The organism is Bremerella sp. JC817 (assembly GCF_040718835.1).
Classification (GTDB): Bacteria; Planctomycetota; Planctomycetia; order Pirellulales; family Pirellulaceae; genus Bremerella.
Genome location: NZ_JBFEFG010000247.1, coordinates 67,169 through 90,957, shown reverse-complemented (window position 1 = coordinate 90,957; position 23,789 = coordinate 67,169). Strand labels below are relative to the sequence as shown.

Below are 23,789 nucleotides of genomic sequence, written 5' to 3'. Positions count from 1 at the left end.
TTCGGTCGCGCGGCCTCAGTCCAAGGGCCGCGCGACGAATCTCGCCGCAAGATTTAGACTGGGCCGATGTCATCATGGTGATGGAACAAGAACACCTTGCCCGGCTACGATCGAGCTTTCGTAATCGCCTTGTCGGGCGCACGTTGCATGTGCTCGACATCCCTGACCGCTTCCAGTTCATGGATCCGCGACTGGTGAAAATGATCGAAGAGCGTGTCGAGTCGTTCCTCTCGGAGCAGAAAGCTGGCTGACGCCTGCCAGGCAATCAGTTGATTACCTTGCCATCCTTCACTTCCAGCTTGAACAGCCGCGCGGCGTTTTGCCACAGGATCAGTTCGAGGCTCTTCTCAGGCAGCCCGAGTCCACGAATGAACTTCAAGTAGCTCTTCATCCCGCAGATCGGCCAATCGGTGCCATAAAGCAGATAGCGCGGCTCGCCAGCATAAAGAATCATCTGGCGAATCTCTTGCAACATGAACTGCTCGAAGCGGTCCTCGAACTCACCCAGCACCAAGCCACTGATGTCGGCATGGGCATTCTCGTTCTTGTAGACCACTTCCATGCAATCGCGAATCCAGGGATTGCCGACGTGGCAGATCACCAGCTTTAAATCAGGGAAGTCAACCGCGACGTCATCGACATGCAATGGATGCGAGTAACGTACCTTGCCCGTAGGACTGTAGGTATCGCCGCTATGGATCATCACCGGCACGTCGAATTCCATCGCCAGGTCGTAGATCACCTGAAGCCGACGATCGTGCGGATAGAAAGGCTCATACCCTGGGTATAGCTTCAATCCTTTCACCAGGCCATCGGCCAGGAAATCGGCGATTTCACGAAGATCGCGTTGTTGATAGTGCAGGTAGCTAATGCCTGCCACGACAGCGATGTTGTCGAGATCGCGGGTCGCGTTGACCACGTCACGGGTTGCTGGCCGATGAGGAGTGATCTTGTACGAGCTGAGCACCAAGGCATAGTCGACATTGTTGGCGTCCATGTCGGTTTGAAGGTTCTCGAGACACTCGTCAATTGAACGGACTTTTTCTTCGTGATAGTTATTCAGGTGGGTGTGGCAATCGATAATCATCTTGGTTCCTCTCGGAAGATCCCAGAAGTGGCATGTTGTTACCCGCCAAGGTAAGCAAATTCCATTCCGAAGAGGAGGGAGAAAAACATCCCTTCGATCACGATAGATGAAGTCGATTTTATCTTCGCTTCATCTTCGGCTTAGGTGACCTCGTAACAATGGTGACATGCCAATCAAGATGGTTGGCAAAGAAACACCATAAAGCCACCCAACCGAACCGGGCCAACCCGATTCGATCTGCTTGCCGGCACTCCCCGCCGGCAGGCATTTTTAAGATGCTTGCGCGAAGGATGGCCGTTCGAACAGCAGCGAGCGGTCATCCTTCCACCTGCCTGACAACGATCGCTACTTGGCGTCGACAACCGTGCGATCTTGAGAGTCACGGTACTTCTTTAGCTCGAATGCCAACGTTGCGACTGCGGCGACAATCACCGCCACGTCGTCCGTCAGACCCACCAGCGGTAACAGATCCGGGATCCCATCCAGCGGCGAGACCAGGTAAAGCACCGCGCCGATAGCAATCGCCTTCGACGTCCAACTTGCTTTCGGATCGACGACCATTCGCCATAAGGCTAAGACGTCGTCCCAGATTTTACGGACCGGGCCGCGATGCATCCCCTGCAGCTTCTCGCGCAGTTCATTGATGTCGGCCGACTTCGCCCGCTTCGCATATTCATTCAATCGATCGTAAGCTTCTGCACTCATATTTCGTTTGCTCCTGGCACATCAGGAATCGTAGAGGTCCCTGACGTGATGTCCAGCGATGGCCTTCAGGGAATAGGCCGGGGATCTCTCCCTGAAACTATTCGCAACTAGAGAGCCAATCTTGGGGTGTTTCCCCAAAAAAATAGTTCGATCTCCGCGAAAACTTCCCCAACTGCAATCGCAGACAGGGCTTAAACGGGCTCGGCTTCGCTCGCGACCATCAAACCGATCAGTCGATCGAGCGAACCTTTCAACTGAAGCAGCTCGTCCAACGAATCGGCAGGCACGCCTTCCAATAGTTTCTGAGGGATGCAGGCACACTTCCCCCGCAGCTTTCGCCCTGCGGCGGTCAACGCGACTTCGACCACGCGTTCGTCATCGGCATTGCGGGCCCGGGTCACGTAGCCAAGTTGCTCGAGACGCTTCAGCAGTGGCGTCAAGGTATTGCTATTGAGCATCACGCGTTGCCCCACCTGCGAAACATTGCAAGGCGCGTCTTCCCACAGCACCAGCAAGACCACGTACTGCGGATAGGTCAGACCGAGCGGTTCCAGTAAGGGCTGATAGGCACGAGTCATCAGCCGCGACGCAGCGTACAGCGAAAAGCACAACTGCGAATCGAGACGTAATAGGCTGGCTTGAGAAGATTCGTTCCAGGCTTTCATCGTCACTTCCCCAACGCTTCGCGGACGGCCGGCTCAAGCTTATCGGGCTTGGTAGTCGGAGCGAATCGCTGCAACGGCTTCCCATCGCGGCCCAGCAGAAACTTCGTGAAGTTCCACTTGATGCGACTGCCGAGCATGCCTGGCAGCTTCGATTTCAGCCATTGAAAGATTGGATGGGCTTCACCACCGTTCACCAACGTTTTCTCGAACATCGGAAAGCTGACGCCATAGTTCAGCACACACCCTGACTCAATCGATTCGCCATCGCCCGGCTCTTGGTTGCCGAACTGATTGCAGGGAAACCCCAGGATCACTAGCCCATCGTCCTGATACTTCTTGTAAAGCTCTTCGAGCCCAGCATACTGCGGCGTCAGGCCACACTTGCTGGCCGTGTTGACCACGAGCACGACTTTCCCCTGATACTGGGCCATGTCGACATCTTCGCCACGCAGCGAGTTGGCATGAAAGTCATAGAACTGCGGGTCTTCAGACGCCATGGAATCTCCTCCGAACAACATCACTGTAGTCTTCCGCGATTAAATCGCACGCGATCTAATTATCCACAAGAAAGGTTTCAAAGCAATCCAATAAGTTTTACAGATCACCGACTCTCTGGAGATTCCAGAGCCGTGGCGGTCTGGTCAACGCCTTCAACTGACCGCCAACATGGACACTTTGTCGGTACGGGTGACCGATCGTCCCGATTAAGCACCGATCGCCGCGCAAGTTCTCAACCGTAAAAAATGACTGGCAATCCATGCTGCAGCCCAATTTGGCAGGCGGTTTCCAGCGTGTTGAAGCCATCCTGAATGAACTGTTTTGCTTCATCCGCGACCGCAGGATCATCGGGGGAAGGCAACAATGGCTTGAGCGTCGCCAGTTCCTTGCTGATCGCCGGGATGGAACCGAACGAGTGAAAGAATTCGTATCCACCCCAAACCTGAAATGGTTCGACTTGAACGACGCGATCGAACGCCACCGGCACGAGATAGCCGTTGTGGCAATTATGCTCGACAAGGTGTTGAAACCGCGGCAGTGGCGATTCTTGTCGCAGCATGACCGGATGTTCGTAGTAGTTGCCTCGCGGGCTATGCTCGAAACGCGGTATCGCTTCCCGTAGATCGAGCCACTGGGCATAGGCTCTTAAGGCAACGAATCCATAGGCCGCTTGTTCCTCCAAGACAACTTCGCCGTCGTCGTTCCACGCCAGATCGCAATCGAGTTGCCGAGCGGCGGCAGCAACAATCTGTTTGGCTTGACGTTTGCCTTTCCAACGTCTCCACCATTGGATCGGCGAAAAGGAACGTCGCGGCGTGACTGGGTTTTGGGTGTCTGAATCGTCGAGCCACGCTTCCAAAGGCGAGTCGTACTCCCCTGCTTTGAATCGCCACAGCGGCATGACGTAGATATCGAGTGCCATCGGTCCCGTTGCCTTCAAGTTTCATCGAGCGCAAAAGTAAGGCCCGCCATCGGGCGGGCCTTGAATCGCTGAATCTCGCTTCTGCTTAGTAAGCGCGAGGCGTGACTCGGCCTTGGACGCGGCTTGGCAGGCCCTGGATTCGCAGAAAGCCTTCGGCGTCGTCCTGGTTGTAGCTGCCGCCACCTTCCATCGTGGCGATTCCTTCGTCGTAGAGGCTCGTTTCGCTCGAACGGCTGTCGACGATGATGTTGCCTTTGTAAAGCTTGAAGGCCACTTCGCCGGTGCACTTCTCCATCGCGTTGGCGATAAAGGCCAGCAGAGCATCCATCTTGGCGTTGTACCAAAAGCCGTTGTAAACGTCTTCAGCGACGATCGACTTCAACTGATCACGCAAGTGAATCAGGTCGCGGTCGAGGGTCAACTGTTCGACGTTCAGCAGGGCGTCGTACAGGATGGTCATGCCCGGGGCTTCGTACACACCGCGGCTCTTCATACCGACGAAACGGTTCTCGACCATGTCGATTCGACCCACACCATTGCGGCCGCCGATTTCGTTCAGCTTGGTAACGATTTCCAGGGCGGTGCACTTCTCGCCATTGACGTGGGTTGGCACACCCTTTTCGACCTTGATGGTAACGGTTTCTGCCTGGTCCGGAGCTTCCTGTGGGCTGACGGTCATGCCGAAGTCGACCAGTTCGACACCGTTGACGCCGAGGTCTTCCAGTTCGCCAGCTTCATAGCTGATGTGCAGGCAGTTTTCGTCGCTGCTGTAAGGCTTGGCGGTCGAAGCCTTGACGGGGATGTTCTTTTCGTTGCAGTAGGCGATCAGTTCGGTTCGGCCTGGGAATGCCTTACGGAACTTTTCGATACGCCAAGGAGCGATCACCTTCACGGTTGGATCAAGTGCTTCGGCAGCCAACTGGAAGCGGCACTGATCGTTACCCTTACCGGTCGCACCGTGAGCATAAGCATCGGCACCCACTTCGCGGGCAACCTGCAGACAGAGCTTCGAGATCAGCGGGCGAGCGATCGAGGTACCCAGCAGGTAGATCGATTCGTACTTCGCTTGCCACTGCAGCACTGGGAAGGCGAAGTCACGGCACATTTCTTCGCGACCATCGACAATCCGAGCCGACACGGCACCGCAGTCCTTGGCCTTCTGCAGAATCGCTTCGCGGTCTTCGCAAGGCTGCCCCAAGTCGACGTACACGGCATGGACGTCATACCCTTCATCTTGAAGCCATCCCAAGATGACCGAAGTATCGAGACCCCCAGAGTAAGCAAGGACACAGCTTGGCATTTTGATGCTCGCAGGCGAATGGACCGTGAAACTGAAAACCGCCTCGGTTCATGGCACCGCTGCCGAGCGGGCCAGATACCAGGCAAACCAGGAATTTCACTTCCCCTAGGAAGGTGGAGAAGCCCCTGGAACAAGAGGTTTATTCTCGACTAGGGGGTCAGTGATGGCAAGGGGCAGTTTGGGTAGCTTTCCACTTGCGGCACGCCCCCCAGATGGCCGCCTGAGGGGACTTATTCCGCCGGCACGTATTCCCGCTATTTCTTTCCACCAAGTTCCAGATCGTTTTGACGGACCTCTTGCAGCTTCTTGGCCAATCGCTGCTGGAACTCGGCCACGATCTTGGCATGGTCCGGATCACCCGCCAGGTTACGGAACTGCCCTGGATCCTTCTCCATGTCGAACAGTTCGATGCCCCCTTTGCCGTTCTCTTGATATTGGATGAAGGCCCACTTGTCGGTCCGCAGCAGAAAGCCCTTCTGCATCGGCGAGACGTTCAGCACTTCATCATGAACCGTTGCCTTCGGGTCTTTTAGTAGAGGTGTGATGTCTTTGCCTTGCAGCCGCTCGGGCACGTTCAATCCACAAAGGGCGGCGGTTGTTGGATAGAGATCGAGTAACTGTGTAAGCGAGTCGCAGACGGCGGGTTTCATGCCCGGCACTTTGATGATCAGCGGAACACTGGCCGACTCTTCGTGCAGGCTCACCTTCGCCCAGAAATCATGCTGGCCGAGATGAAAGCCGTGATCGCTGGTGAAGATGACGATCGTATTGTCGGCCTGACCGCTGGCCTCCAGCGCGTCGAGCACCTTGCCGACCTGGGCGTCCAAAAACGAAACCGCGCCATAATAACCACCGACCGCCTTCTTCTGCTGCCGCACATCCATCTTCATGTTCCTGCTGGTCTTGTAGTTGATGCCCATCTTCGGGATGTCGTCCCAATCGCCAGGCACCTTCGGTGGCAGTTGCTGCTGATCGTCCGGCTTGTAGTTTTCCATATACTTCCGCGGTGCGACGAAGGGTACATGAGGTCGCACGAAACCAACCGCCAGAAAGAAAGGCTTGTCGGCGTTGGCGTGCGTCTGGATAAGTTCGACCGCCTTGGCCGCGGTTTTGCCGTCGCTGTGCACCAGGTCGTCGCCGTCTGCTTCGACGACGACAAACGTGTTGCCACCCACCACCGGGCGTTTGCCGTCGGGGTTTCCTTCGAGCGTTTCACCATCGCCTGGGGCTTTCCATTCAGGGCCAGGCGAGTTGAAGCGTTCGTTCCACGAAATCGGATCGTCGGCGCCGTCGCTCCCCTCTTCGATTCCGCCGGGCACACCCATATGAAAGATCTTGCTCACGCGAGCCGTGTAGTAGCCATGATCTTTGAAGTGCTGCGGCCACATCGCTCGCTCGCCAATCTGCGGTCGTGGACTAACGTACCCAAACACGCCAGTTGCGTGAGGATAGTAGCCTGAAAGAAACGAGGCCCGGCTCGGTCCGCAATAGGTCGCATTGCAGTAGGCTCGCGTGAAACGAGTTCCTTCCCCTGCGAGTCGATCCAGATTCGGCGTCTGGCAAACCGTGTTGCCGTAACACGAAAGCGCCGTCGGCGTGAGATCGTCCGAGATGATAAACAACACGTTCATCGGACGATCGGCGGCGGACGAAGCGGTAGTAAAACAACCGAAGATGGCAGCGAGAACCAAGAGCGGACGAATCATCGAAAAGCAATCCATGGCAGGCGAACAGCGATCGGGCGGGCAAACGAAAATGGCTTTCTGTTTTCAATCTACACCAACCGAGGCTCTCTGGATTCTGTCAGGAAAAAAATCGTGCTATGCTCTTGCGAGAAACGCCTGACACCTGCACTCGCCGAGGCAACTGCGTGGAAGACACCAACGCAAACCATCCGCCAGACAATCCCTTCCAATCTCCCGCGACTGCGGTGGAGGAGGCAGAAGCGTCGAAACCTTCGAGCCTGCCTGACTTCAGGTTAATCGCCCTTTGCATGCTGATCGGAGCGGCGATCAAGCTGGGGCTGGTGTTCCCGATCTTTTCCATCGCCGATCAACCCCTGGCGTTGGGAATGCATGGCGTCTCAGGCGCGATCTATGGAGTTGGCATTGCACTGCTGATCGATGCGATTGCGAGGAATCGATTCTCGCAGTTGATGCCTGGACATTGGCGGCTGATTGCCCTCTCGACGACGCTCATCACCGAGGGTGCCTGGATCAGCGTTTCTTATCTGCAGAGCGGACTGGAAGACAGCACTGATATGGAATCAGCCTATTCCCAGTGGGAGGCGGCTTACTTGATTTCGTTCGGCATCGGCAACTTACTGGCCGCCATCTTCTATGGCTTCGTCGTGAAGACCACGAGAGAAGGGGAAGGCTGGCGATCGTATGCGTGGATCTCGCTGACTTACTTCGGGCTTTTGACTTTAGGAGAGCCGCTCTACTTCACCGGCCTGTTGCCAGCGATGGGAATGGGACCATATATGCTGGCCAAGGTAATGCTCTCTGGCGTGACGCTGGTGATCATGCTGGTGAATATCGCCCTCGACCTGCGTGATCGCCGGCGACGTGATGTCTATCACTACATTGGCATCCTGCTGGTGCTGTTCTGGTGGCTGCTATTCCCGGCAGGGATGTGATCGTTTGCCTTTGCGACGAAGGACTTCAGCCGCGTTGTCGGCGGGCAAACTTTTTGCGGGCCGCTTCGATCTCGGCGTAGTGCTTTTCCGCCCAGGTCCACACGCCGCAGAACGCTTCCCCCAGACTGAAGCCCAGCGGAGTCAGTTCGTATTCGACGCGCGGAGGTACTTCAGCGTAGACGGTTCGCTTCACCAGGCCATCGCATTCCATCTGCCGTAATGTCTGCGTCAGCATCTTCTGACTGATGCCAGGTATCAGCCTACTGAGCTCTTTGAAGCGAACGACTCCGTTCTCGTCGAGCGCTTCCAGGATGAGCAATGTCCACTTATCCGCGACCCGTCCGATGATGTCGTTTACCAGCGCATTGACCTTAGGGTCTAGCTCGGACCAGGCCGGAGACGAAGATGTCGATGATTTTATTTGCGACTTTTTCTCGGCCAATTCCATTACTCACTATTGGGTAAGTATCGCACTTTTCGGTGCCTTCTTTCTTTTGGTAACCACCACTTCTATCGTGAATGGAGAAGCCTGATTCTGTCAACGAAATTCAAGGAGTTCGCATGAAAACCAGCGGCAACACGATCTTGATAACCGGCGGAGGTACTGGCATTGGACGGGGACTGGCCGAAGCGTTCTACGAACGTGGCAACCAGGTGATCATCGCCGGCCGGCGTCAACAGCCGCTCGATGCCATGGTGGCCGATCATCCTGACATGGCTGCTTATACGGTCGATGTCAACTCGCCAGAGTCGATCGAGCAACTTGTTTCCCAGGTGACCACCGAACACCCGGCCTTGAACGGGGTAATCAACAATTCTGGCATCATGCGTCCCGAAGACCTGACGGCCGAGCCAGTCGATCTGGCGACCGCCGAGGCCACGATCGCGACCAACTTGCTGGGGCCGATTCGGCTGACGGCGGCTCTGTTGCCGCACCTGAAGAAGCAAGCGGAGGCAACCATCATGATGGTGACCTCGGGACTCGCCTTCACGCCATTCGCGCTCACGCCCACCTACTGCGCCACCAAGGCCGCGATTCACTCGTACGCGATCTCGCTTCGTCAGCAACTGAAGCCAACTTCGGTTGAAGTCCTCGAGCTCGCGCCACCTTACGTGCAGACAACGCTGTTGGGCGAGCATCAGGCCAGCGATCCGAATGCGATGCCACTGGCAGACTTCATCGCCGAGGTGATGCAGATTATCGAACATGGAACGCCCGATGGCGAAATCCTCGTCGATCGCGTGATGCCACTACGAACGTCAGAATCGAGTGGCAACTTCGCCGCGGTATTCCAGCAGATCAATTCCCTAACGCACCATGAATAGCACAAATGTTGCTTTGACCAGGGAACTCGCCTAGGCTGATCCAACCTGGCGGTTCACTATCCGTTCCCTGGTCGATGCAGCATGGCACCAGCGTCTACTGAGAATCCCTTCCAATCTCCGTCGGAAGCAACGCCGAAGTCACCGATGGCAGACGCCGGCGTTCGGCTGACTCCTCGCTGGGTTTGGGCCTATGTCGTCGGGGGTGTCCTGCTTTCAATCGCAGTCGATTATGAGGCATTAGACTTTGCTCTCGACTTTAGTCCGCTCGCAGGGCTGATTTTTGTCAGCCGTGTTGTTCTTCTCGGAATTGCTGCCGGGCTGGGACTGGCGATCGGGCTGTTTGCCGCTGGAAAAAAGCAATTTCCTGCCTTACAGCCAGGGCACTGGCTTCTGCTGATTTCGCTGCTTGATTCCTTGGCCAACTTGTTGACGGAAGGGGCCTTTCTTCTGGCCAATCTTGTCCCTGACATGACCAAGCAGACAGCGATTATCCTGTTGAATGTCCCCGATTTCCTGGCGTACAGCCTACAAGTGCTGCTGGTCTGTTGGCTTATTAAGGGCACGCACGAAAGAGGCTACTGGAAGTGGTTTATCCTGCTGGTCTTAATGCAGATCGGCAGCCAACTCTTTTTCTCGGCGTTGCTATTCACTCCAAGCATCGCCAGTGATTTTTTCGTAACGGAGCCGACGAATCCGATCCATGGGCTGCTGCGACAGATCCACTCCAGTGACTACCTGATCGGAGCTGCTCTTGCTGTTCTCATGCTCGTCGGAATTGCTCGCGACAACTATCGGGGCGTCCCGCGCGACCGCTACCACTACCTGGGACTTGTCATCCCAATCTGCCTCGCATTACTTGTCCTGGCCGCTAACAACCTTGTTTAACTCTCGTCCCCCGTCAGGATGGCGGCGAGTCCTTCGCGATAGCTGCCATGCAACGGCTGAAACCCAAGTTCGTCGACGAGCTTTTGGTTGCTCATCTTTCGATCAGATTGGGAACGCCGGCCTGCGGGAGAATCGGGATCAGGCTCTTCGAATGTCGGCTCGGGTGCGTTAAGCAGCCGGGCCACTTCGCGGTAGTAATCGCGACGATCGACCGGTGTTCCGTCGCTGACGATGTAGACTGGCGAGACAACTTCGGCATCGGCCGCCAATCGAATGGCCGCGACGCAGTCGTCGACATGGATCAAGTTCAAGGCACCGCCGCCTGGGGCTGGAATCGGTTTGCCGGCTTGAATGTCGGCCGAACGAGGAATCCGATCGGGGCCATAGATGCCGGCCATTCGCAAGATCACGCTTCGCTGCGACCAGATGGGATGGTTTCGCAGGTAGCTCTCGGCTTCGACGAATGCCTTGCCGCCTGGTCGAGCCGGATCGCAAGGAGTGTTCTCGTCGACCGTCTGTCCCGCGGCATCGCCGTAGACACCGGTCGTGCTGACGAACACCAAGCGTCTCGTCGACTCGGGAAGATTCTCCAGGACATTTTTCAGACCCTCGGCGTAAACTTGTTCGCGGGTTGCCTCCCCTTTCGGATCGTAACCAACGGCGAAAACCACCGTGTCGGCCTCTGGCAAGTGGCGCAAAGTTTCCGGCTTAGTGACATCAGCCAAAATAGGTAGCCAACCAGCGTTTTCAAACTGTCGGGCTCGCCCTTGCTGCCGAGTCGTTGCGAAAACCTTATCCCCCGCTAATTGCCATGCAGCCGCCAGCGGTCGACCTACATAGCCACATCCGACAACCATTCGCGTGCGTGTGGACATTTCGCCTAAACTCCTCCAGCTACGGGATGCTGGCAATCGCTAAATCGTGACAAATTCACCGCTTCTGACGTTTTTACCAATTCCAACAAGCCCCTACCAAAGCCTTGCGGAGTTAACTACTATGGAGCTGTTATATCGTGAACGCAGCGCCCCACGAGACTTAGTGCCACCTCGGCTGCTGGTGACCAAGAGCGTGACAAGCTCTTGATCGGATTCCTAGAATAAGACCGAACCCCGATGCGTTTCCCGCGTATTCGAGGTTGTCAAATCAGAATCCAAAGGGCAAATCATGAATTATCGGAACACAACTTCTCTTTCTTTTGCTTCTGGCAGCCAGGTAGCTACCATCCGAAAATTCTCATTGGTTTGCGTTCTCGTTCTTTGCTTGCCGGTCCTCGCATCTGCTCAAGATAAGGCGACGCCGCAGATCCAACGCACGGCGCACTTTTCGGAAATCCTGACTGGCGATGCTCCTCATGATGTCGCCGATCTGCGATCGATGGAGAGCCAGATTCAGCAAACGACCAAGAAAGCGATGAACGCCACTGTCGGCGTGATCGTCGGACCCGCTCAAGGTTCCGGCGTGATCGTCACCGAAGATGGCTTGATCCTGACAGCCGGCCACGTGATCGGCGAGCCTGGCCGAGATGTGACAGTCATCTTGAACGATGGACGTCGAGTCAAAGGAGTAACCCTGGGGATGGACCGTAGTATCGACTCAGGTGCCATCCAGATTACCACGCCAGGCAAATACGCTCACCTGAATGTCCGTGCCACCGCGAACCTTCGCGAAGGGGAATGGGTACTGGTGATGGGTCATGCCGGCGGGATTGTGAAAGATCGCCGCCCTGCCCTGCGAATTGGCCGCGTGCTGGCCAGCAGCCAAGATGTCATCGCGACCGATGCCACGCTGGTCGGCGGAGACAGCGGCGGACCTTTGCTCGATATTCAAGGCAACGTGATCGGAATTAACAGCCGCATCGGCAACCGCATCACCGCCAACCTTCACGTCCCTGCCTCGCAGTACCTCGAAAACATCGACCGACTGAAGAAGTCGGAGGTGTGGGGCCGCTTGGGCGGAACGCAACCATATTTGGGTGTACGTTGTGAACCTGACCGACAGGACGTTGTTGTCACACGCGTCACCCCGGATTCCCCGGCAGCTTTGGCGGGAATCCAAGAGGGAGATCAGATCTTGCGATTCAACAGTCGTGCGATCAGTTCTTTCGATGATTTGAAGCTGATGGTGAATCAGTATTCTCCGGGCGATCGCGTAAAGGTACGGATACGGCGCGGCTCGGGCGACGTTATTACTCTTGAAGTTGAACTTGCAGACCGTCGCAAGTTGGACACGAACTAGAGGGAACACTAGCTTCGATATGGGCACGCACATGAAATCAGTGCCCACCGTACCAATAGGCGACGAAACAACGGAGTGAGCACATGCCCCGGTTTCGTTTGAATTCCTTGCTGTCCTTGGCCATCGTAGCGCCACTGGCGATCGCGGTTTTCGCCCCGACCCCAGTCAGCGCCCAGGTCTTTGAAAGTGACGGCATCGCGATGCGTTTCATGAAACGCGTCCACCAACGCAGCAGCAGTGAAGTCTTAGGGGCTTTTCACTCGGTGGTGCAAAACGTTCGGTCCGCCACGGTCGAACTGAAGCGTGATGGCAAACGGGTTGCCATGGGCGGGATCGTCGACTCGACCGGTCTGATCGTCACCAAAGGGAGCCTCGTCAATACATTCGGCAGCAAGACGCCTCTCGTGGCGGAACTGGCCAATGGCGACCAATACCTGGTGAATGAGATCGCCGCGGTCGATAAAGAAAACGACCTGGCCCTGGTTCGCATTGAAGCCCGCAACTTGCCGGTAATGGAACTGGCCAGCGGCAACAAGCCTGGCGTTGGCAGTCTTCTGGCAACCGCTGGACTCGGCGAAGAGCCAGTCGCGATCGGCGTCTATGGTCTGACACCGCATGCGGTTGAAATGAAGAACGCGATGCTCGGCGTGATGCTTTCGCGCGATCCTGGCCCGGCGCGGGTCGATATGGTCGTCGAGAAAAGTGCCGCCGCAACGGCTGGTATCCTGGCTCAAGACGTGATCCTTTCGATCAACGACCAATTGATCGACACCGGGACGCACCTGATTGAGCTGGTCCGGACTTACGAGCCTGGTGATTCGCTGCGAGTCAAACTGAAGCGTTCCGAAGAAGAAATGAACCTGAACGTGATCCTGGGCGAATGGGTCGCTGGCCCGAACCAGGCTCGGCACGAGTTTCAAAACCATCTGGGTGGTGAACTGAGCCAACGACGAAGCGGATTCCCTTCGGTATTTCAGCACGACAGCTATCTGCAGCCAGAACAGTGCGGTGGTCCGATCGTGAACCTCGACGGTCAGGTCGTCGGCCTGAATATCGCTCGAGCTGGCCGTGTGGCGACGTTTGCCATTCCGGCGGACGACTTGTCGCGAAGCGTGACCAAGATGCTATCGGCCGCTGGGGCGACCAGCAAAGGGGAATACGTTCAGTCCCGCTTGAGTGCCAAGCCGGTGATCTCGGACGAGCAGTTGGATCCAGGCGAAACTCGCTGGATTCCTCGCGAAACGTCGAACTAATCGGGTCCGTGGCCCTCGACTTCTTCCCCATCAGGGACCAAACGAGGTAAAATGGCTATTGGCCCTTTAGCTGCCAGTAGCCTATCGGGCCAAGCCCAATTACCTTGGGGCAGATTCGCTCTGCCGGGCGAAGACGTTTTCCGCAGCACCCCCACGACTTGATCGACGGTTCCATGCAAGACAAGCTGAACGAACTCCGCGACACCCTTTCTGAACTGCAACGCGAACTGCGTGATGTCGACCAACTGGACGACGAAACGAAGAGCCACCTCGAAGGTGTGATGGAGTCGATCAACGATGCACTGCATCGTGAAGACACCGAAGCCCTGCGTCATCCATCGCTCCGCGAAACTCTTGCGCAGCGCAACGAACAGATCGAGGAAAGCAGCTATCCGAACCTGACGAAGGTGCTGACCAACCTGGCCGACATCCTCGGCAACAGCGGGCTGTAAGCGTTCGCGATCCGACAACAATCAAGGCTCGGCGACCTCGAAATGGCCGATGTCTTGATTGGTTCGACTGGTCACTTCGCACGCGAACCACTCTTGGGCAATCGCTTTGCCAATTGGCTCTCTGCCTGGGGGCGACATGAATCCCTTCTGGCCTTCTCTCCCATGCGGGGATGGCATCCCGGCTGCGGCGTGCCTTGCATCCGCACCGCATTGACTCGACCAAATTTCTTAGATTTCTGAAATTTGTTCGAGCCTTCATCGCGATCGACGGGTTTAACCATCATGAAGGCTGTGGGTTCTTCACGGCCAGCGAACTGCCCTCCCCCAAGGCACTCTTCCTTTATTCCATTCGGAAAGCTCCATCCATGCACATGCTTCATTCAGCATTAGGATCGCGCTGCGCGCATCCCTACCGTTTTGCGATGACGGGCACCTTATTCTTCTTAGTCGCGATGACACTGGCTGGCTGTGGCTCGGCGATTGATACCGGCGGACGGAAAGCAGTCACCGGCGATGTCACCTTGGATGGTGTGCCGATTGTCGAAGGTTCGATTCGCTTCGAACCGCAATCCGGAACCACGGCGACCGGTGCCATGATTGCCGATGGCAAATACGAGATCCCCGCCGACAAAGGCCTTCTGCCCGGCAGCTACCGCGTTTATATCAACGCCCTGGAACCGGTCGAAGACAATCGCTCGGCCGACGACATGATGAACAACCCAGGCCCGCCGCGGAAAGAATTGATCCCGGCGAAATACAACAAGAAGAGCGAGCTCACGGCAGATGTCTCGGAGTCTGGACCGAACAAGTTCGACTTCTTGATCACCCGATAGAATTCCATCGCATCGGCCCATTAGACACTGCGATCGCTGCCGATGCTCTCAACGATTTTGGTTCCGCATCATTCCATCTCGTTTTCCCCAAGGAACAGTTCCATGTCCGTTTCTCTTCTGCCAGGTCGCCGCGGGTTCACGCTCGTTGAACTGCTCGTAGTGATCGCCATCATTGGCGTCTTGATTGCCTTGCTGTTGCCGGCCGTGCAACAGGCTCGCGAGGCGGCTCGTCGTATCCAGTGCAGTGGCAACCTCAAACAACTGGGGCTGGCCATGCACAACTATCACGATGTGGTGAACTCGCTACCGATTGGCTACATCGGCGACACCACCGGAGATGGCTGGGTGAAAGGCGTTTTGCCCTACATCGAACAAAACGCGATGTACGATCAATGGACCGAAAGCCAGAACTACAACACCGGAACCAATCAGTCGAACGTTTGCCAGATCCGAATCGACCTGATGAGTTGTCCCAGCGACACCGAGACCCAGTGGTACAACAGCATTCCGCAGTACAACTATGCCGTGAACCTCGGCAACACGTCGTCGCTGCGAGTCACTCCGCTGAACGGCGTCACCTTCGCCTCGGGGCCGTTCCACAACGAGAACAGTGCTTCGGGCACCTGTAAGACTTACGGCCTGCGAGACGTTGTCGATGGGACCAGCAACACCTTGATGCTGATGGAAGTTCGCCAAGGTCTCGAAAGCCAGGACCTTCGCGGGCTGACCTGGTGGGGACCAGGTTCCGGCGTGACAGCCCATTACGCTCCGAACACCACTTCGCCTGACGCACTGAACAGTGGCTTCTGCAAGTCGAACCCGACGCGGGGCATGCCTTGCCAGGGCTACACGGCGATTGCCGATGCCAGCAATCCCTTGATATTCTCGTCGCGAAGTCAACACCCAGGCGGCGTTCAAGTAGCAATGTGCGATGGCTCGGTCCGTTTCATGCCGGAAACGATCGACATCACTGTCTGGCGTGGCCTCAGCACAATGCAGAACGGAGAAGTAATCACCGTTCCGTAAGGGATGCCATCGATTGTTGATGTTCAAAAAGAAAGGAGTGCCTGCATTCGCGAGCACTCCTTTTTTGTTTCTTGGATCGCTTTCGATCGAATCTTAGTTCGCGAAAGGATTGTCGCTTGTCGATTCCGGCTCCGGCATGCCCTCGTCTTGTCGCAAGCGTTCCGCATAGTAGAAAAGCACTGCGTACGCAGCCGAGATCCACATGATCGAGAAAACCACGCCAACAAGACAAAGCAGCATACCCCCGATAAAAATCAAGATCGAGAGCAACATGTTTACGAGCAGCGTCAGCTCGTGACCATTGGTCATATGCCAACTTTCCTTCAGGGAATCAAGCGTCGACAGTTTCCGATCAATCACCAGATACTCGACAAACGCAAACTTAATCGCCAGATAGATCCCAGGCACAACCAGTAGCACAAACCCCAGCATGATGAGGATCACCTTCACGAATCCTGCCGCGACGGCGGGAATATAGTTCCGCTGAAACGCTGCAAATAGGTCCCCCAATTCAAACTGCTGGCCACGGGCTGGCAGCAAGAACACATAGGCAAGTCCGGTACCGACCGGAATACTGATAAAGATGTTATAGGCCGTGCCTAACAACAGCACACCAAGCGACGGCTCGAAGCCTGCCGCACTAAACGCGTTGTCGAGGTAGTCGCCGACCGCTCGGATGACCATGGAAAGGACCGTCAACCCCAGCAGCAACCAGAAGTGCTCTCCCATCAGCTTTCCGCCCTGAGCGAAAGAATCGAGAGCGGTGCCATCGCACAGAAAACCAGGACCGACCTGGGCATTGGTCGCGGCCGTGCGAATCTCTGGGGCCATCGGCGAGGAGAATGGATTCGATTCGTTCGTTTCGTCGTGACTCACAGAAGATACCTCTTGGTTGCAGACCTCTCGATTGGTAGGCCCGCTAATGTAACCACGAGGTATCAGCGATTCAATTCAGTCGTCGACAGAAACTCGAATATGATTGCTCGACGCCTACTTACCGCCAAGTGACATTAAGTGCGAATAGGTTCGCAGGTACATTACCCCATCCGAGATCGAAGGAGTCGACTCGCTCCCTTCGCCGAGCGACGTTTCGCCCAAAACTTCCAAGTTGGTGTCGGCCGAAACGACGACGAGGTTACCTTCTTCCGAGATGCAGAATAGACGATCCCCGACCAAGACCGGCGACCCGTAATAGTTGCCGCCGATTCGCTTCTGCCCTAGCACCTTGCCGGTGGCGGCATCCAGGCAGCTCACGATTCCCTTGTCGTACCAGACAAATAGCTTGCCTTCGTACGCCACAGGAGTCGGCACATAACTCGCCTGGCGAGCCATTTTCCAAACTAGCTTTGGCTCACCACCATTCGGATCGACGGCACTTATCGTATTGCCGCCACCGCCAGAACCGCTGGAGCCCAGCACCAGATTGCCGGCAACGACTGGGGACGAGACGCTTCGCATGTTGAAGACTTTTTCGTTCCAAAGCTGCTTGCCAGTTTCAGGATCGTGCCCTGCGATGCCATGAGCACTGCTGTTGCAGATCAGCATCTTCTGGCCATCTTTCCCTTCGTACAGGCAAGGAACCGAGTACGCCGCGACGTCGCTTTCTCGTTCGACTTCCCAAACGCGTTCGCCTGTCTTGCGATCGAAGGCGACCAGTCGACTCTTGCCAATCGGACGACCACGCAGCTTGCCTTCATCGCCGAGCTGCATCAGCGAGATGATGACCTTGTCGTCCAGCACTATCGGCGAAGTCCCGAAGCCATGCTGACTGACCCAAGGCCCGAGATCGATTCGCCATGAGGTTTCGCCATCGTGGTTCAAAGCCATCAAGATTGTTTGTTCATCGTCGGCCCAGGCCACATACAAATGCATATCGTCGACAGCGGGCGAACAGGAGGCATAGCTACTCTTGGAATGGAGATGGCTGGCCCCTGCGGCGAACTCTTTTTGCCAAATCGTTTTGCCAGTCTGGGCATCGAGGCATACCACATATCGCAGGCCGCTATCGGGATCGGCGCTCATTAGAAAGACGCGATTGCCCCAGATGCTAGGCGACGAGTGCCCCAGGCCTGGCAGCTTCACCTTCCAATTGAAATCGGATGGCTGCGGAGCGGAAGGAATATCGGCCGCCGGCGCGATACCACTGCCATTTGGACCACGGAAACGGGTCCACTGCTGAGCAGAGAGCGAGGAAGTCGTGACAGCCAATAACATAGCGGCAAGCAGGAGGCGACTTGTCGACATAGATTCGATTCCGAACGGAAAAGGCGGGACCTGGGGAAGGGACATTCGCCCTTGATGGTAATCGGTTTTGGGTCGACTTTCCACGCCGAAAGCGGGGCCTACCAAAAGAACCAGGGATCCACTGCCAATTTCAGCCGAATCGACTAGCGAGAATCGAGCTTCGCGATCCACTGGACCACACGCTGGTCCATCCAGCGACGATCCGGAGCAAGGCTTTTGGGTGCGATGAAGCCAAGATGGCCACCGCCGCGCGTGATTTCCAGCTCGACACTGCTCGAGCGAGGATTGCGCGAAAAGATCTCAACCGGCACGACACTGTCGTCGTCGGCCGTCAGAATAAGGCCGGGAAATTGAATCTTCGGCAAAACCGGGGCCGAGCTGGCGGTCTTGTAGTAATGGTCGGCCGATTCAAATCCACACTGCGGCGCAGTGAAGACCGTATCAAAATCGACGATTCGACCTGGCTTCTGTTGGAAACGAAAGCCACCGTAGAAGTCTTTATCTTTGGCGATCCGCCCTTCGACCATTCGCACCAGACGACGCGAGAAGTCCCAGTCGTACAGCCGATTGAAGCCTCGCGAGATGTTCTGGCAACAGTAGGCCAAGTCGATCGGCGGAGCCACCGCCATCACACTGTCGACGCCTCCCATCCGGGAATTGCCGATTTCGCCCGCAAGCTTCAGCACAATGTTCGCGCCCATGCTGAAGCCGCACAAGGTCATCGGCGAGCCCATGCACAAGGCGCTGATGGCCTCGACGCACTGGGCGATGTCTTCCGAGCAGCCGGCATGGAAAGGTCGCTTCGCCAGGTGCTTGCCGGCACCGCACCCACGGAGATCGACGCGGAACGTTCGGATCCCCAGCGTATTAAGCTTATGGGCGATTCGCACCAGGTAACCACTGCTGTGACAGCCACCCAGACCATGAATCAGCAAGACCGTTCGCCGACCCGGCTTCCAGGTTTTGGGACAATCGTCATGCAAAACGATCTGATCACCGTCTTCAAACAGCACAAAATGCTGTCGAGCGGCGTAACTAATGTCGTGTCCATGCCAGTACGCACCAAGGATGGTCTGCGCATGAGAATTGCGCAACAATGGATGAGGTCGGAATGGCCTCACCGAGGTCAGTACATAAGAAGATCTGGCCAGCATTTTTCAGCCGCAGGGTTTTACCCTGCCATCCATGCAGTTCGTTTTACTAGCGCTGAATTTGGTACTCTTCGATCTTTCGATAGAGTGTCGCTCGGCTTGTTCCCAATAATTTTACGGCTTCCGGGATGTTCCCTCCAGTTCTGGAGAGGGCTTCTTCGATCAGTTTCTTTTCCCAGAAGTCAAACCTTAACGACTCGGGCTCGTTTAGACCAGCATCGCGAAGTCCTAAATCGTGCGGCTGGATCGACTCGCCATCGGCCAAAACAACACTGCTGTCGATCACATTCCGCAACTGGCGAACGTTGCCTGGCCAGTTGTATTCAGCAAGCTTGCTCTTCGCCCCATCGGACAGGGTCAATAACGGCCGACCATGCGACTTGCGGAAGTGTTCGAGAAAGTGATCAGCCAGAAGAAGAATATCGGTCCCCCGTTCCCGTAACGGAGGAATGTATAGCTCAAATACGCTCAAACGATAATAGAGATCTTCCCGAAACCGTTTCTCGCGAACGAATTCCGCCAGATCTCGATTCGTCGCCGCGATCACTCGAACGTCGACACTTACTTCCTTAGTCGCCCCTAAAGGCAAAAATGGGTGCCCTTCCAAAATCCGCAGCAGTTTGGCCTGACCATCCAGGGTTAATTCGCCCACTTCATCGAGAAACAAAGTTCCCGTGTCGGCTTGTTGGAAAAAGCCAATATGGTCCGCGTCGGCCCCAGTGAAAGCTCCCTTTTTGTGGCCAAACAACTGACTCTCGATCAGGTTCTCGGGCAATGCCGCGCAGTTCACACTGAGCATTGGCCGATCGGCCCGGTTCGACGCTTTGTGCAGTGCTCTGGCGACCAGCTCTTTCCCGCTGCCACTTTCGCCCCGCACGAGAACACAGCCGCCTGCCTTCGATATGCGAGCGATTTTCTGCTTCAGCTCGCCCAAGGCTGGACTCTCGCCGATTAGCTCGTCAAATGCGGCCGATTTATCGACCAATTGCTGGTAGCTGGCCTGCAACTGGGTAACTTTCCAGGCCCGCAGCAAGGCAATCGTCAGGATGTTGCCGACCGAGATCGCGAAATCGAGCTCGTTATGCCAGAACCGCTCGCGTTCACGATACAGATGCAGCGCCCCAAATGTCTTCTTGTTGTGAATCAGTGGAACGCAGATCGCGTCGGCAAAATGAGTCAGTTTTTTGCTGGTTTCGCCTGGGGCTTCGTTGGCGATCCAGACGGCATTCCCCTTCTTCGTCACCACTTCGGTCAACGCTTCGCTGAGGGGAGCTGGCCCCTCGGTATCCTCAGGGTAGATCCGTTTCGCCTTTAGCTTGCCGTCGTCGCTCAGCCATAAAAACCCGACGACGACCGCCTTGGTCTGTTCTTTCACCATTTCCAAAGTGACTTGGACGATGGTATTTGGGTCGTCTTCGCCCAACAACCGGATGGCGAACTGGTGAAGCAGTAGCAACCGCTGAGCCTGCTGATAGTCCTTTAGTTCTTTCAGGGCGATCAGGTTGGTGTCTTGCGGATTGACCGGCATGTTGCGGACGATGGTCTGCGTGATGCTGGGTGGCAATTCGTCGTGCGATGTGGGGGGCTGGGCACTGTGGTTAAAGGTAAACTCAGTGTCCCCAACTTTTAATCGCGATCCATCTTTCAATTCGGCCTCTTGGACCGGCTGGTCGTTCAAATAGCTGCCGTTGCGGCTTTCTCGGTCCTGAACGTACCATTTTCCGTTCTTGAAATAGACCGCTGCGTGGACCCGCGAGCAGAGGGGATCGGTCAATGTGACATCACACTCCAACCCTCGTCCGATAAGGTTGTCGCGCGAGGCCTCTAGGGGAAAGTTCTTTCCCGGACCGTTGCCCGAAATCATTTTAAGGTAGCTATAAATCGCCATCAGCTTGGCCGAGACTTCCCCGTATTACCCCACTTACGGTATGTGACCGTGGAGTTTGCGACTAAACTTTGCACCTGACTTATCTTATGGAATTTACGCTTCAACCTGCCAGTCGGGTCACGAAAAACGGTAGGGAAAAGCCAGGAATTGATCCGTAACCCAGCCAACTTTTGTGGGTTGTTGGACGTATCGATAGAAGATTGTCGATCCTAGAGGGTAGCCAGCATTCACCTTGAGTGGAGTTGCCCAGCCCTATACGATAGTGGATGACCTTCCTGCATACCCCCAAATCTGCTAATCGCTCAAACTACGCTCACGACTTGCGATAAGGAAATATCATGGCAAACGTTCGACGGAATTGGACACATTTGCGCCATCCCGCGTTCTTCCTATTCACCGTAATTGCTACATTTGCCGCATTGGTCGCAGCCTCCTTGGCTCCCAAGGACGCGCCTGCCCAAGGGCCGCTAGCAGGTCAGAACCGGCACCTGCCGGAACGTCACATCTCGCGAATGGTTTCGCGACTGCTTCTTCGTGATCATCTCTCGAACATGCCGCTGGACGATACGATCTCCCAGCGTGCCTTCGACAAGTTCCTGAAGTTCTGGGATCCGCTGAAGTTGTACTTCACCCAGCAGGACGTCGCTGAATTCGCCGTGAACCGCAACTTGCTGGACGACCAGATCCGCAGCGGTAACACCGAGTTCGCCCACAAAGTATACGATCGCTTTATCCAGCGTACCCTGCAGCGTGTCGAAACGGTCGACAAGTTGCTGGCCGACCACAACTTCAACTTCGACGATGACGAAGTGTTTGTGACCGACGGCGATAAGGTTGATTACCCAGCCAACGACGCCGAAGCGACCGATCGCTGGCGTAAGCGTCTGAAGTACGACCTGCTGTCGCAAATGGCTGATGGCAAGACCTTGGAAGAAGCCAAGGAACGAATCGGCAAGCGTTATCACAGCTACGCTCGTCGAATCGCCCAGACCAGCGAAGACGAACTGCTGGAGGTCTTCCTGACGTCGATCACTTCGTCGTACGATCCGCACACGACTTACATGTCGCCAGGCACGCTGGAGAACTTCAACATCCAGATGCGATTGAACCTGGAAGGCATCGGGGCTGCCCTGCTGTCGGAGGATGGCTATTGCAAGGTCTCGAAGGTCATCCCAGGCGGTGCGGCTGACAAGCACGGCAAAAAGAACGCCGAAGAAAAGCTCGAACCAGAAGACGTGATCGTCAGCGTGGGCCAGGGCACCGATGGTGAAATGGTCGACGTGGTCGACATGAAGCTGAACGACGTGGTCGATCTGATTCGCGGCAAGGCGAACTCGATTGTTCGCCTTGGCGTGAAGAAGAAGGGTAAAGGCGAGACCAAGATCTACAACATCACCCGCGCCAAGGTTGCCCTGACCGATAGCGAAGCTCGTGGTGAAGTGATCGACGCCACCACGCCAGATGGTCGCAAGATGAAGATCGGTTGGATCGACCTGCCATCGTTCTACTTGGACATGGAAGCGGCTCGTTCCCAAAAACCGAACGTCAAGCGAAGCACGGTCGACGTCGCTCGTCTGCTGGCCGACTTCCGCATCAAGGGTGTCGAGGCGGTTGTGCTCGACCTGCGACGCAACGGTGGTGGTAGCCTCACCGAAGCGATCGACTTGACCGGTTTGTTCATCGACGAAGGCCCGGTTGTTCAGGTCAAAGATGCCGAGAACAACGTGCATCCTTACAAGGACATCAACCGCGGCATGCTGTGGGATGGCCCACTGGTCGTGCTGACCAGCAAGATGAGTGCAAGTGCCAGCGAAATTCTGGCCGGTGCCATCCAGGACTACGGTCGTGGTATCGTTGTCGGTGACGAACAAACCCACGGTAAGGGTACCGTTCAAACGCTGCTCGATTTGGGTCGCGAAGAACTGATGGGTGCCAACCCGGTCAATCCTCCATCGTTGGGTGCTTTGAAGATCACGCTACAGAAGTTCTATCGCCCAAGCGGCAAGAGCACGCAGCTCAAGGGTGTCGAAGCCGACGTCCCACTGCCAGCGTTGACCGCCAACATGGACATTGCTGAAGGTGACCTCGATTACCCGGTTCCGTTCGATACGGTCCGCACCACCGAGTTCCCGAAGAGCAATGCCAACGCGACTCCGATCGTGACCGAGCTGAATCGCTTGTCGCAGCAGCGGGTGCAGTCTTCCGAAGACTTCGCCAAGCTGAACAAGATGATCGGCACCTACCTGGAACAGAAAGACAAGAAACAGGTCGATCTGAACCAGAAGAAGTTCATGGCGGAATATGAAGCCCTGAGCGAACGGGAAAAGGAAATCGAAAGCCTCGTGAACTCTGAGGATAAAGATCCTAACGAGATCGTTGATCGCGATTACTACTTCGACGAAGTCATTCGGATCACCGAAGACTACGTCAAGCTGCTCGAACAGCAGAAGGTCGCCGCGAACAACTAGGTTCGCCCGACGATCGCCATCTCTTGAAACGCGAAAAGGCCCTGGTAAATCAGGGCCTTTTTTCATGCGCGTGCCCTGCGAACTTCTTTTTGCCGGACACCTGAAAATTCTTTTCGGCGATCGCCTATTCATTTGGTAAACTTTGGCCACCTCCATCGCGCCGTCCTGGCCCCCTTCCTGCGACTACCTTCCTGAATTGTTGACCGGGAGCGA

Annotated in this window: 23 protein-coding genes; 10 read left to right on the top strand and 13 right to left on the bottom strand. The window is 55.9% G+C overall.

Annotation, left to right across the window (positions count from 1 at the left end; all coding sequences use genetic code 11):
* The first annotated feature begins 74 nt into the window (after window positions 1–74).
* Window positions 75–251: a hypothetical protein gene (locus AB1L30_RS03445; protein WP_367011976.1), complete on the top strand. Its 177-nt coding sequence runs from the start codon at window positions 75–77 to the stop codon at window positions 249–251.
* Window positions 252–265: 14 nt separating this feature from the next.
* Here the strand turns inward: AB1L30_RS03445 and AB1L30_RS03440 are convergent, their stop codons facing one another.
* From AB1L30_RS03440 to AB1L30_RS03410, 7 genes are all read right to left on the bottom strand, one after another.
* The gene (locus tag AB1L30_RS03440) at window positions 266–1,087 is read right to left on the bottom strand and encodes an amidohydrolase family protein (protein WP_367011975.1); all 822 of its coding nucleotides are present in this window, start codon (window positions 1,085–1,087) and stop codon (window positions 266–268) included.
* Between the two features lie 345 nt (window positions 1,088–1,432).
* Window positions 1,433–1,792 (bottom strand): DUF1232 domain-containing protein, encoded by a 360-nt coding sequence (locus AB1L30_RS03435; protein WP_345087206.1) that lies wholly within the window; start codon window positions 1,790–1,792, stop codon window positions 1,433–1,435.
* A 191-nt stretch (window positions 1,793–1,983) separates the two neighbouring features.
* Window positions 1,984–2,457, bottom strand: coding sequence for a MarR family transcriptional regulator (locus AB1L30_RS03430; RefSeq protein ID WP_367011974.1), 474 nt, complete (start codon window positions 2,455–2,457; stop codon window positions 1,984–1,986).
* Window positions 2,458–2,459: 2 nt separating this feature from the next.
* A complete protein-coding gene (locus AB1L30_RS03425) occupies window positions 2,460–2,954 on the bottom strand; it encodes a glutathione peroxidase (RefSeq protein ID WP_367011973.1) in 495 nt (164 codons plus the stop codon).
* Between the two features lie 233 nt (window positions 2,955–3,187).
* Window positions 3,188–3,877: a hypothetical protein gene (locus tag AB1L30_RS03420; RefSeq protein ID WP_367011972.1), complete on the bottom strand. Its 690-nt coding sequence runs from the start codon at window positions 3,875–3,877 to the stop codon at window positions 3,188–3,190.
* Between the two features lie 85 nt (window positions 3,878–3,962).
* Window positions 3,963–5,177: an argininosuccinate synthase gene (locus AB1L30_RS03415; protein ID WP_367011971.1), complete on the bottom strand. Its 1,215-nt coding sequence runs from the start codon at window positions 5,175–5,177 to the stop codon at window positions 3,963–3,965.
* Window positions 5,178–5,431: 254 nt separating this feature from the next.
* Window positions 5,432–6,808 (bottom strand): sulfatase, encoded by a 1,377-nt coding sequence (locus AB1L30_RS03410; protein ID WP_367012074.1) that lies wholly within the window; start codon window positions 6,806–6,808, stop codon window positions 5,432–5,434.
* A gap of 191 nt (window positions 6,809–6,999) precedes the next feature.
* On the opposite strand from AB1L30_RS03410, the gene AB1L30_RS03405 reads away from it, so the two are divergent.
* On the top strand, window positions 7,000–7,815 hold the full coding sequence (locus tag AB1L30_RS03405; RefSeq protein ID WP_367011970.1) for a hypothetical protein: 816 nt from the start codon (window positions 7,000–7,002) through the stop codon (window positions 7,813–7,815).
* Between the two features lie 25 nt (window positions 7,816–7,840).
* Here AB1L30_RS03405 and AB1L30_RS03400 read toward each other — a convergent pair whose 3' ends face one another.
* Window positions 7,841–8,257 carry a helix-turn-helix domain-containing protein gene (locus AB1L30_RS03400; RefSeq protein ID WP_367011969.1) on the bottom strand — a complete coding sequence of 139 codons (417 nt, stop codon included), beginning with the start codon at window positions 8,255–8,257 and terminating at the stop codon, window positions 7,841–7,843.
* A 119-nt stretch (window positions 8,258–8,376) separates the two neighbouring features.
* Here AB1L30_RS03400 and AB1L30_RS03395 point away from each other — a divergent pair, with 119 nt between their 5' ends.
* Both AB1L30_RS03395 and AB1L30_RS03390 read left to right on the top strand, forming a co-directional pair.
* Window positions 8,377–9,141, top strand: coding sequence for an SDR family NAD(P)-dependent oxidoreductase (locus AB1L30_RS03395; protein WP_367011968.1), 765 nt, complete (start codon window positions 8,377–8,379; stop codon window positions 9,139–9,141).
* Window positions 9,142–9,285: 144 nt separating this feature from the next.
* On the top strand, window positions 9,286–10,026 hold the full coding sequence (locus AB1L30_RS03390; RefSeq protein ID WP_367011967.1) for a hypothetical protein: 741 nt from the start codon (window positions 9,286–9,288) through the stop codon (window positions 10,024–10,026).
* Here AB1L30_RS03390 and AB1L30_RS03385 read toward each other — a convergent pair.
* Window positions 10,023–10,901 (bottom strand): SDR family oxidoreductase, encoded by an 879-nt coding sequence (locus tag AB1L30_RS03385; protein ID WP_367011966.1) that lies wholly within the window; start codon window positions 10,899–10,901, stop codon window positions 10,023–10,025. The two genes, AB1L30_RS03390 and AB1L30_RS03385, sit on opposite strands and share 4 nt — an antisense overlap.
* A gap of 361 nt (window positions 10,902–11,262) precedes the next feature.
* On the opposite strand from AB1L30_RS03385, the gene AB1L30_RS03380 reads away from it, so the two are divergent.
* The 5 genes from AB1L30_RS03380 (at window position 11,263) to AB1L30_RS03360 (ending at window position 15,825) form a co-directional block, all read left to right on the top strand.
* A complete protein-coding gene (locus AB1L30_RS03380; protein WP_367011964.1) occupies window positions 11,263–12,261 on the top strand; it encodes a S1C family serine protease in 999 nt (332 codons plus the stop codon).
* 83 nt (window positions 12,262–12,344) lie between these two features.
* Window positions 12,345–13,514: a PDZ domain-containing protein gene (locus tag AB1L30_RS03375; protein WP_367011963.1), complete on the top strand. Its 1,170-nt coding sequence runs from the start codon at window positions 12,345–12,347 to the stop codon at window positions 13,512–13,514.
* A 173-nt stretch (window positions 13,515–13,687) separates the two neighbouring features.
* Window positions 13,688–13,966 (top strand): DUF4404 family protein, encoded by a 279-nt coding sequence (locus AB1L30_RS03370; RefSeq protein ID WP_367011962.1) that lies wholly within the window; start codon window positions 13,688–13,690, stop codon window positions 13,964–13,966.
* A 422-nt stretch (window positions 13,967–14,388) separates the two neighbouring features.
* Window positions 14,389–14,799 (top strand): hypothetical protein, encoded by a 411-nt coding sequence (locus AB1L30_RS03365; protein WP_367011960.1) that lies wholly within the window; start codon window positions 14,389–14,391, stop codon window positions 14,797–14,799.
* Between the two features lie 102 nt (window positions 14,800–14,901).
* Window positions 14,902–15,825, top strand: a complete 924-nt coding sequence (locus AB1L30_RS03360) for a DUF1559 domain-containing protein (protein ID WP_367011959.1) — start codon at window positions 14,902–14,904, stop codon at window positions 15,823–15,825.
* 93 nt (window positions 15,826–15,918) lie between these two features.
* Here AB1L30_RS03360 and AB1L30_RS03355 read toward each other — a convergent pair whose 3' ends face one another.
* The 4 genes from AB1L30_RS03355 to AB1L30_RS03340 all read right to left on the bottom strand — a co-directional run bounded on the left by AB1L30_RS03355 (window position 15,919) and on the right by AB1L30_RS03340 (window position 21,084).
* Window positions 15,919–16,701, bottom strand: coding sequence for a hypothetical protein (locus AB1L30_RS03355; RefSeq protein WP_367011958.1), 783 nt, complete (start codon window positions 16,699–16,701; stop codon window positions 15,919–15,921).
* Between the two features lie 114 nt (window positions 16,702–16,815).
* The gene (locus AB1L30_RS03350; protein ID WP_367011957.1) at window positions 16,816–18,069 is read right to left on the bottom strand and encodes a PQQ-binding-like beta-propeller repeat protein; all 1,254 of its coding nucleotides are present in this window, start codon (window positions 18,067–18,069) and stop codon (window positions 16,816–16,818) included.
* A gap of 143 nt (window positions 18,070–18,212) precedes the next feature.
* Window positions 18,213–19,166, bottom strand: coding sequence for an alpha/beta fold hydrolase (locus tag AB1L30_RS03345; RefSeq protein ID WP_367011956.1), 954 nt, complete (start codon window positions 19,164–19,166; stop codon window positions 18,213–18,215).
* Window positions 19,167–19,269: 103 nt separating this feature from the next.
* On the bottom strand, window positions 19,270–21,084 hold the full coding sequence (locus AB1L30_RS03340; protein ID WP_367011954.1) for a sigma 54-interacting transcriptional regulator: 1,815 nt from the start codon (window positions 21,082–21,084) through the stop codon (window positions 19,270–19,272).
* A gap of 362 nt (window positions 21,085–21,446) precedes the next feature.
* On the opposite strand from AB1L30_RS03340, the gene AB1L30_RS03335 reads away from it, so the two are divergent.
* Window positions 21,447–23,576 (top strand): carboxy terminal-processing peptidase, encoded by a 2,130-nt coding sequence (locus AB1L30_RS03335; RefSeq protein ID WP_367011953.1) that lies wholly within the window; start codon window positions 21,447–21,449, stop codon window positions 23,574–23,576.
* The last annotated feature ends 213 nt before the right edge of the window (window positions 23,577–23,789 follow it).

Coding starts and splice junctions, on each gene's coding strand:
- AB1L30_RS03445 (WP_367011976.1), top strand. CDS start 75: ATGGTGATGGAACAAGAACACCTTGCCCGGCTACGATCGAGCTTTCGT.
- AB1L30_RS03440 (WP_367011975.1), bottom strand. CDS start 1,087: ATGATTATCGATTGCCACACCCACCTGAATAACTATCACGAAGAAAAA.
- AB1L30_RS03435 (WP_345087206.1), bottom strand. CDS start 1,792: ATGAGTGCAGAAGCTTACGATCGATTGAATGAATATGCGAAGCGGGCG.
- AB1L30_RS03430 (WP_367011974.1), bottom strand. CDS start 2,457: ATGAAAGCCTGGAACGAATCTTCTCAAGCCAGCCTATTACGTCTCGAT.
- AB1L30_RS03425 (WP_367011973.1), bottom strand. CDS start 2,954: ATGGCGTCTGAAGACCCGCAGTTCTATGACTTTCATGCCAACTCGCTG.
- AB1L30_RS03420 (WP_367011972.1), bottom strand. CDS start 3,877: ATGGCACTCGATATCTACGTCATGCCGCTGTGGCGATTCAAAGCAGGG.
- AB1L30_RS03415 (WP_367011971.1), bottom strand. CDS start 5,177: ATGCCAAGCTGTGTCCTTGCTTACTCTGGGGGTCTCGATACTTCGGTC.
- AB1L30_RS03410 (WP_367012074.1), bottom strand. CDS start 6,808: ATGAACGTGTTGTTTATCATCTCGGACGATCTCACGCCGACGGCGCTT.
- AB1L30_RS03405 (WP_367011970.1), top strand. CDS start 7,000: ATGCTCTTGCGAGAAACGCCTGACACCTGCACTCGCCGAGGCAACTGC.
- AB1L30_RS03395 (WP_367011968.1), top strand. CDS start 8,377: ATGAAAACCAGCGGCAACACGATCTTGATAACCGGCGGAGGTACTGGC.
- AB1L30_RS03390 (WP_367011967.1), top strand. CDS start 9,286: ATGGCAGACGCCGGCGTTCGGCTGACTCCTCGCTGGGTTTGGGCCTAT.
- AB1L30_RS03385 (WP_367011966.1), bottom strand. CDS start 10,901: ATGTCCACACGCACGCGAATGGTTGTCGGATGTGGCTATGTAGGTCGA.
- AB1L30_RS03375 (WP_367011963.1), top strand. CDS start 12,345: ATGCCCCGGTTTCGTTTGAATTCCTTGCTGTCCTTGGCCATCGTAGCG.
- AB1L30_RS03370 (WP_367011962.1), top strand. CDS start 13,688: ATGCAAGACAAGCTGAACGAACTCCGCGACACCCTTTCTGAACTGCAA.
- AB1L30_RS03365 (WP_367011960.1), top strand. CDS start 14,389: ATGACGGGCACCTTATTCTTCTTAGTCGCGATGACACTGGCTGGCTGT.
- AB1L30_RS03360 (WP_367011959.1), top strand. CDS start 14,902: ATGTCCGTTTCTCTTCTGCCAGGTCGCCGCGGGTTCACGCTCGTTGAA.
- AB1L30_RS03350 (WP_367011957.1), bottom strand. CDS start 18,069: ATGTCGACAAGTCGCCTCCTGCTTGCCGCTATGTTATTGGCTGTCACG.
- AB1L30_RS03340 (WP_367011954.1), bottom strand. CDS start 21,084: ATGATTTCGGGCAACGGTCCGGGAAAGAACTTTCCCCTAGAGGCCTCG.
- AB1L30_RS03335 (WP_367011953.1), top strand. CDS start 21,447: ATGGCAAACGTTCGACGGAATTGGACACATTTGCGCCATCCCGCGTTC.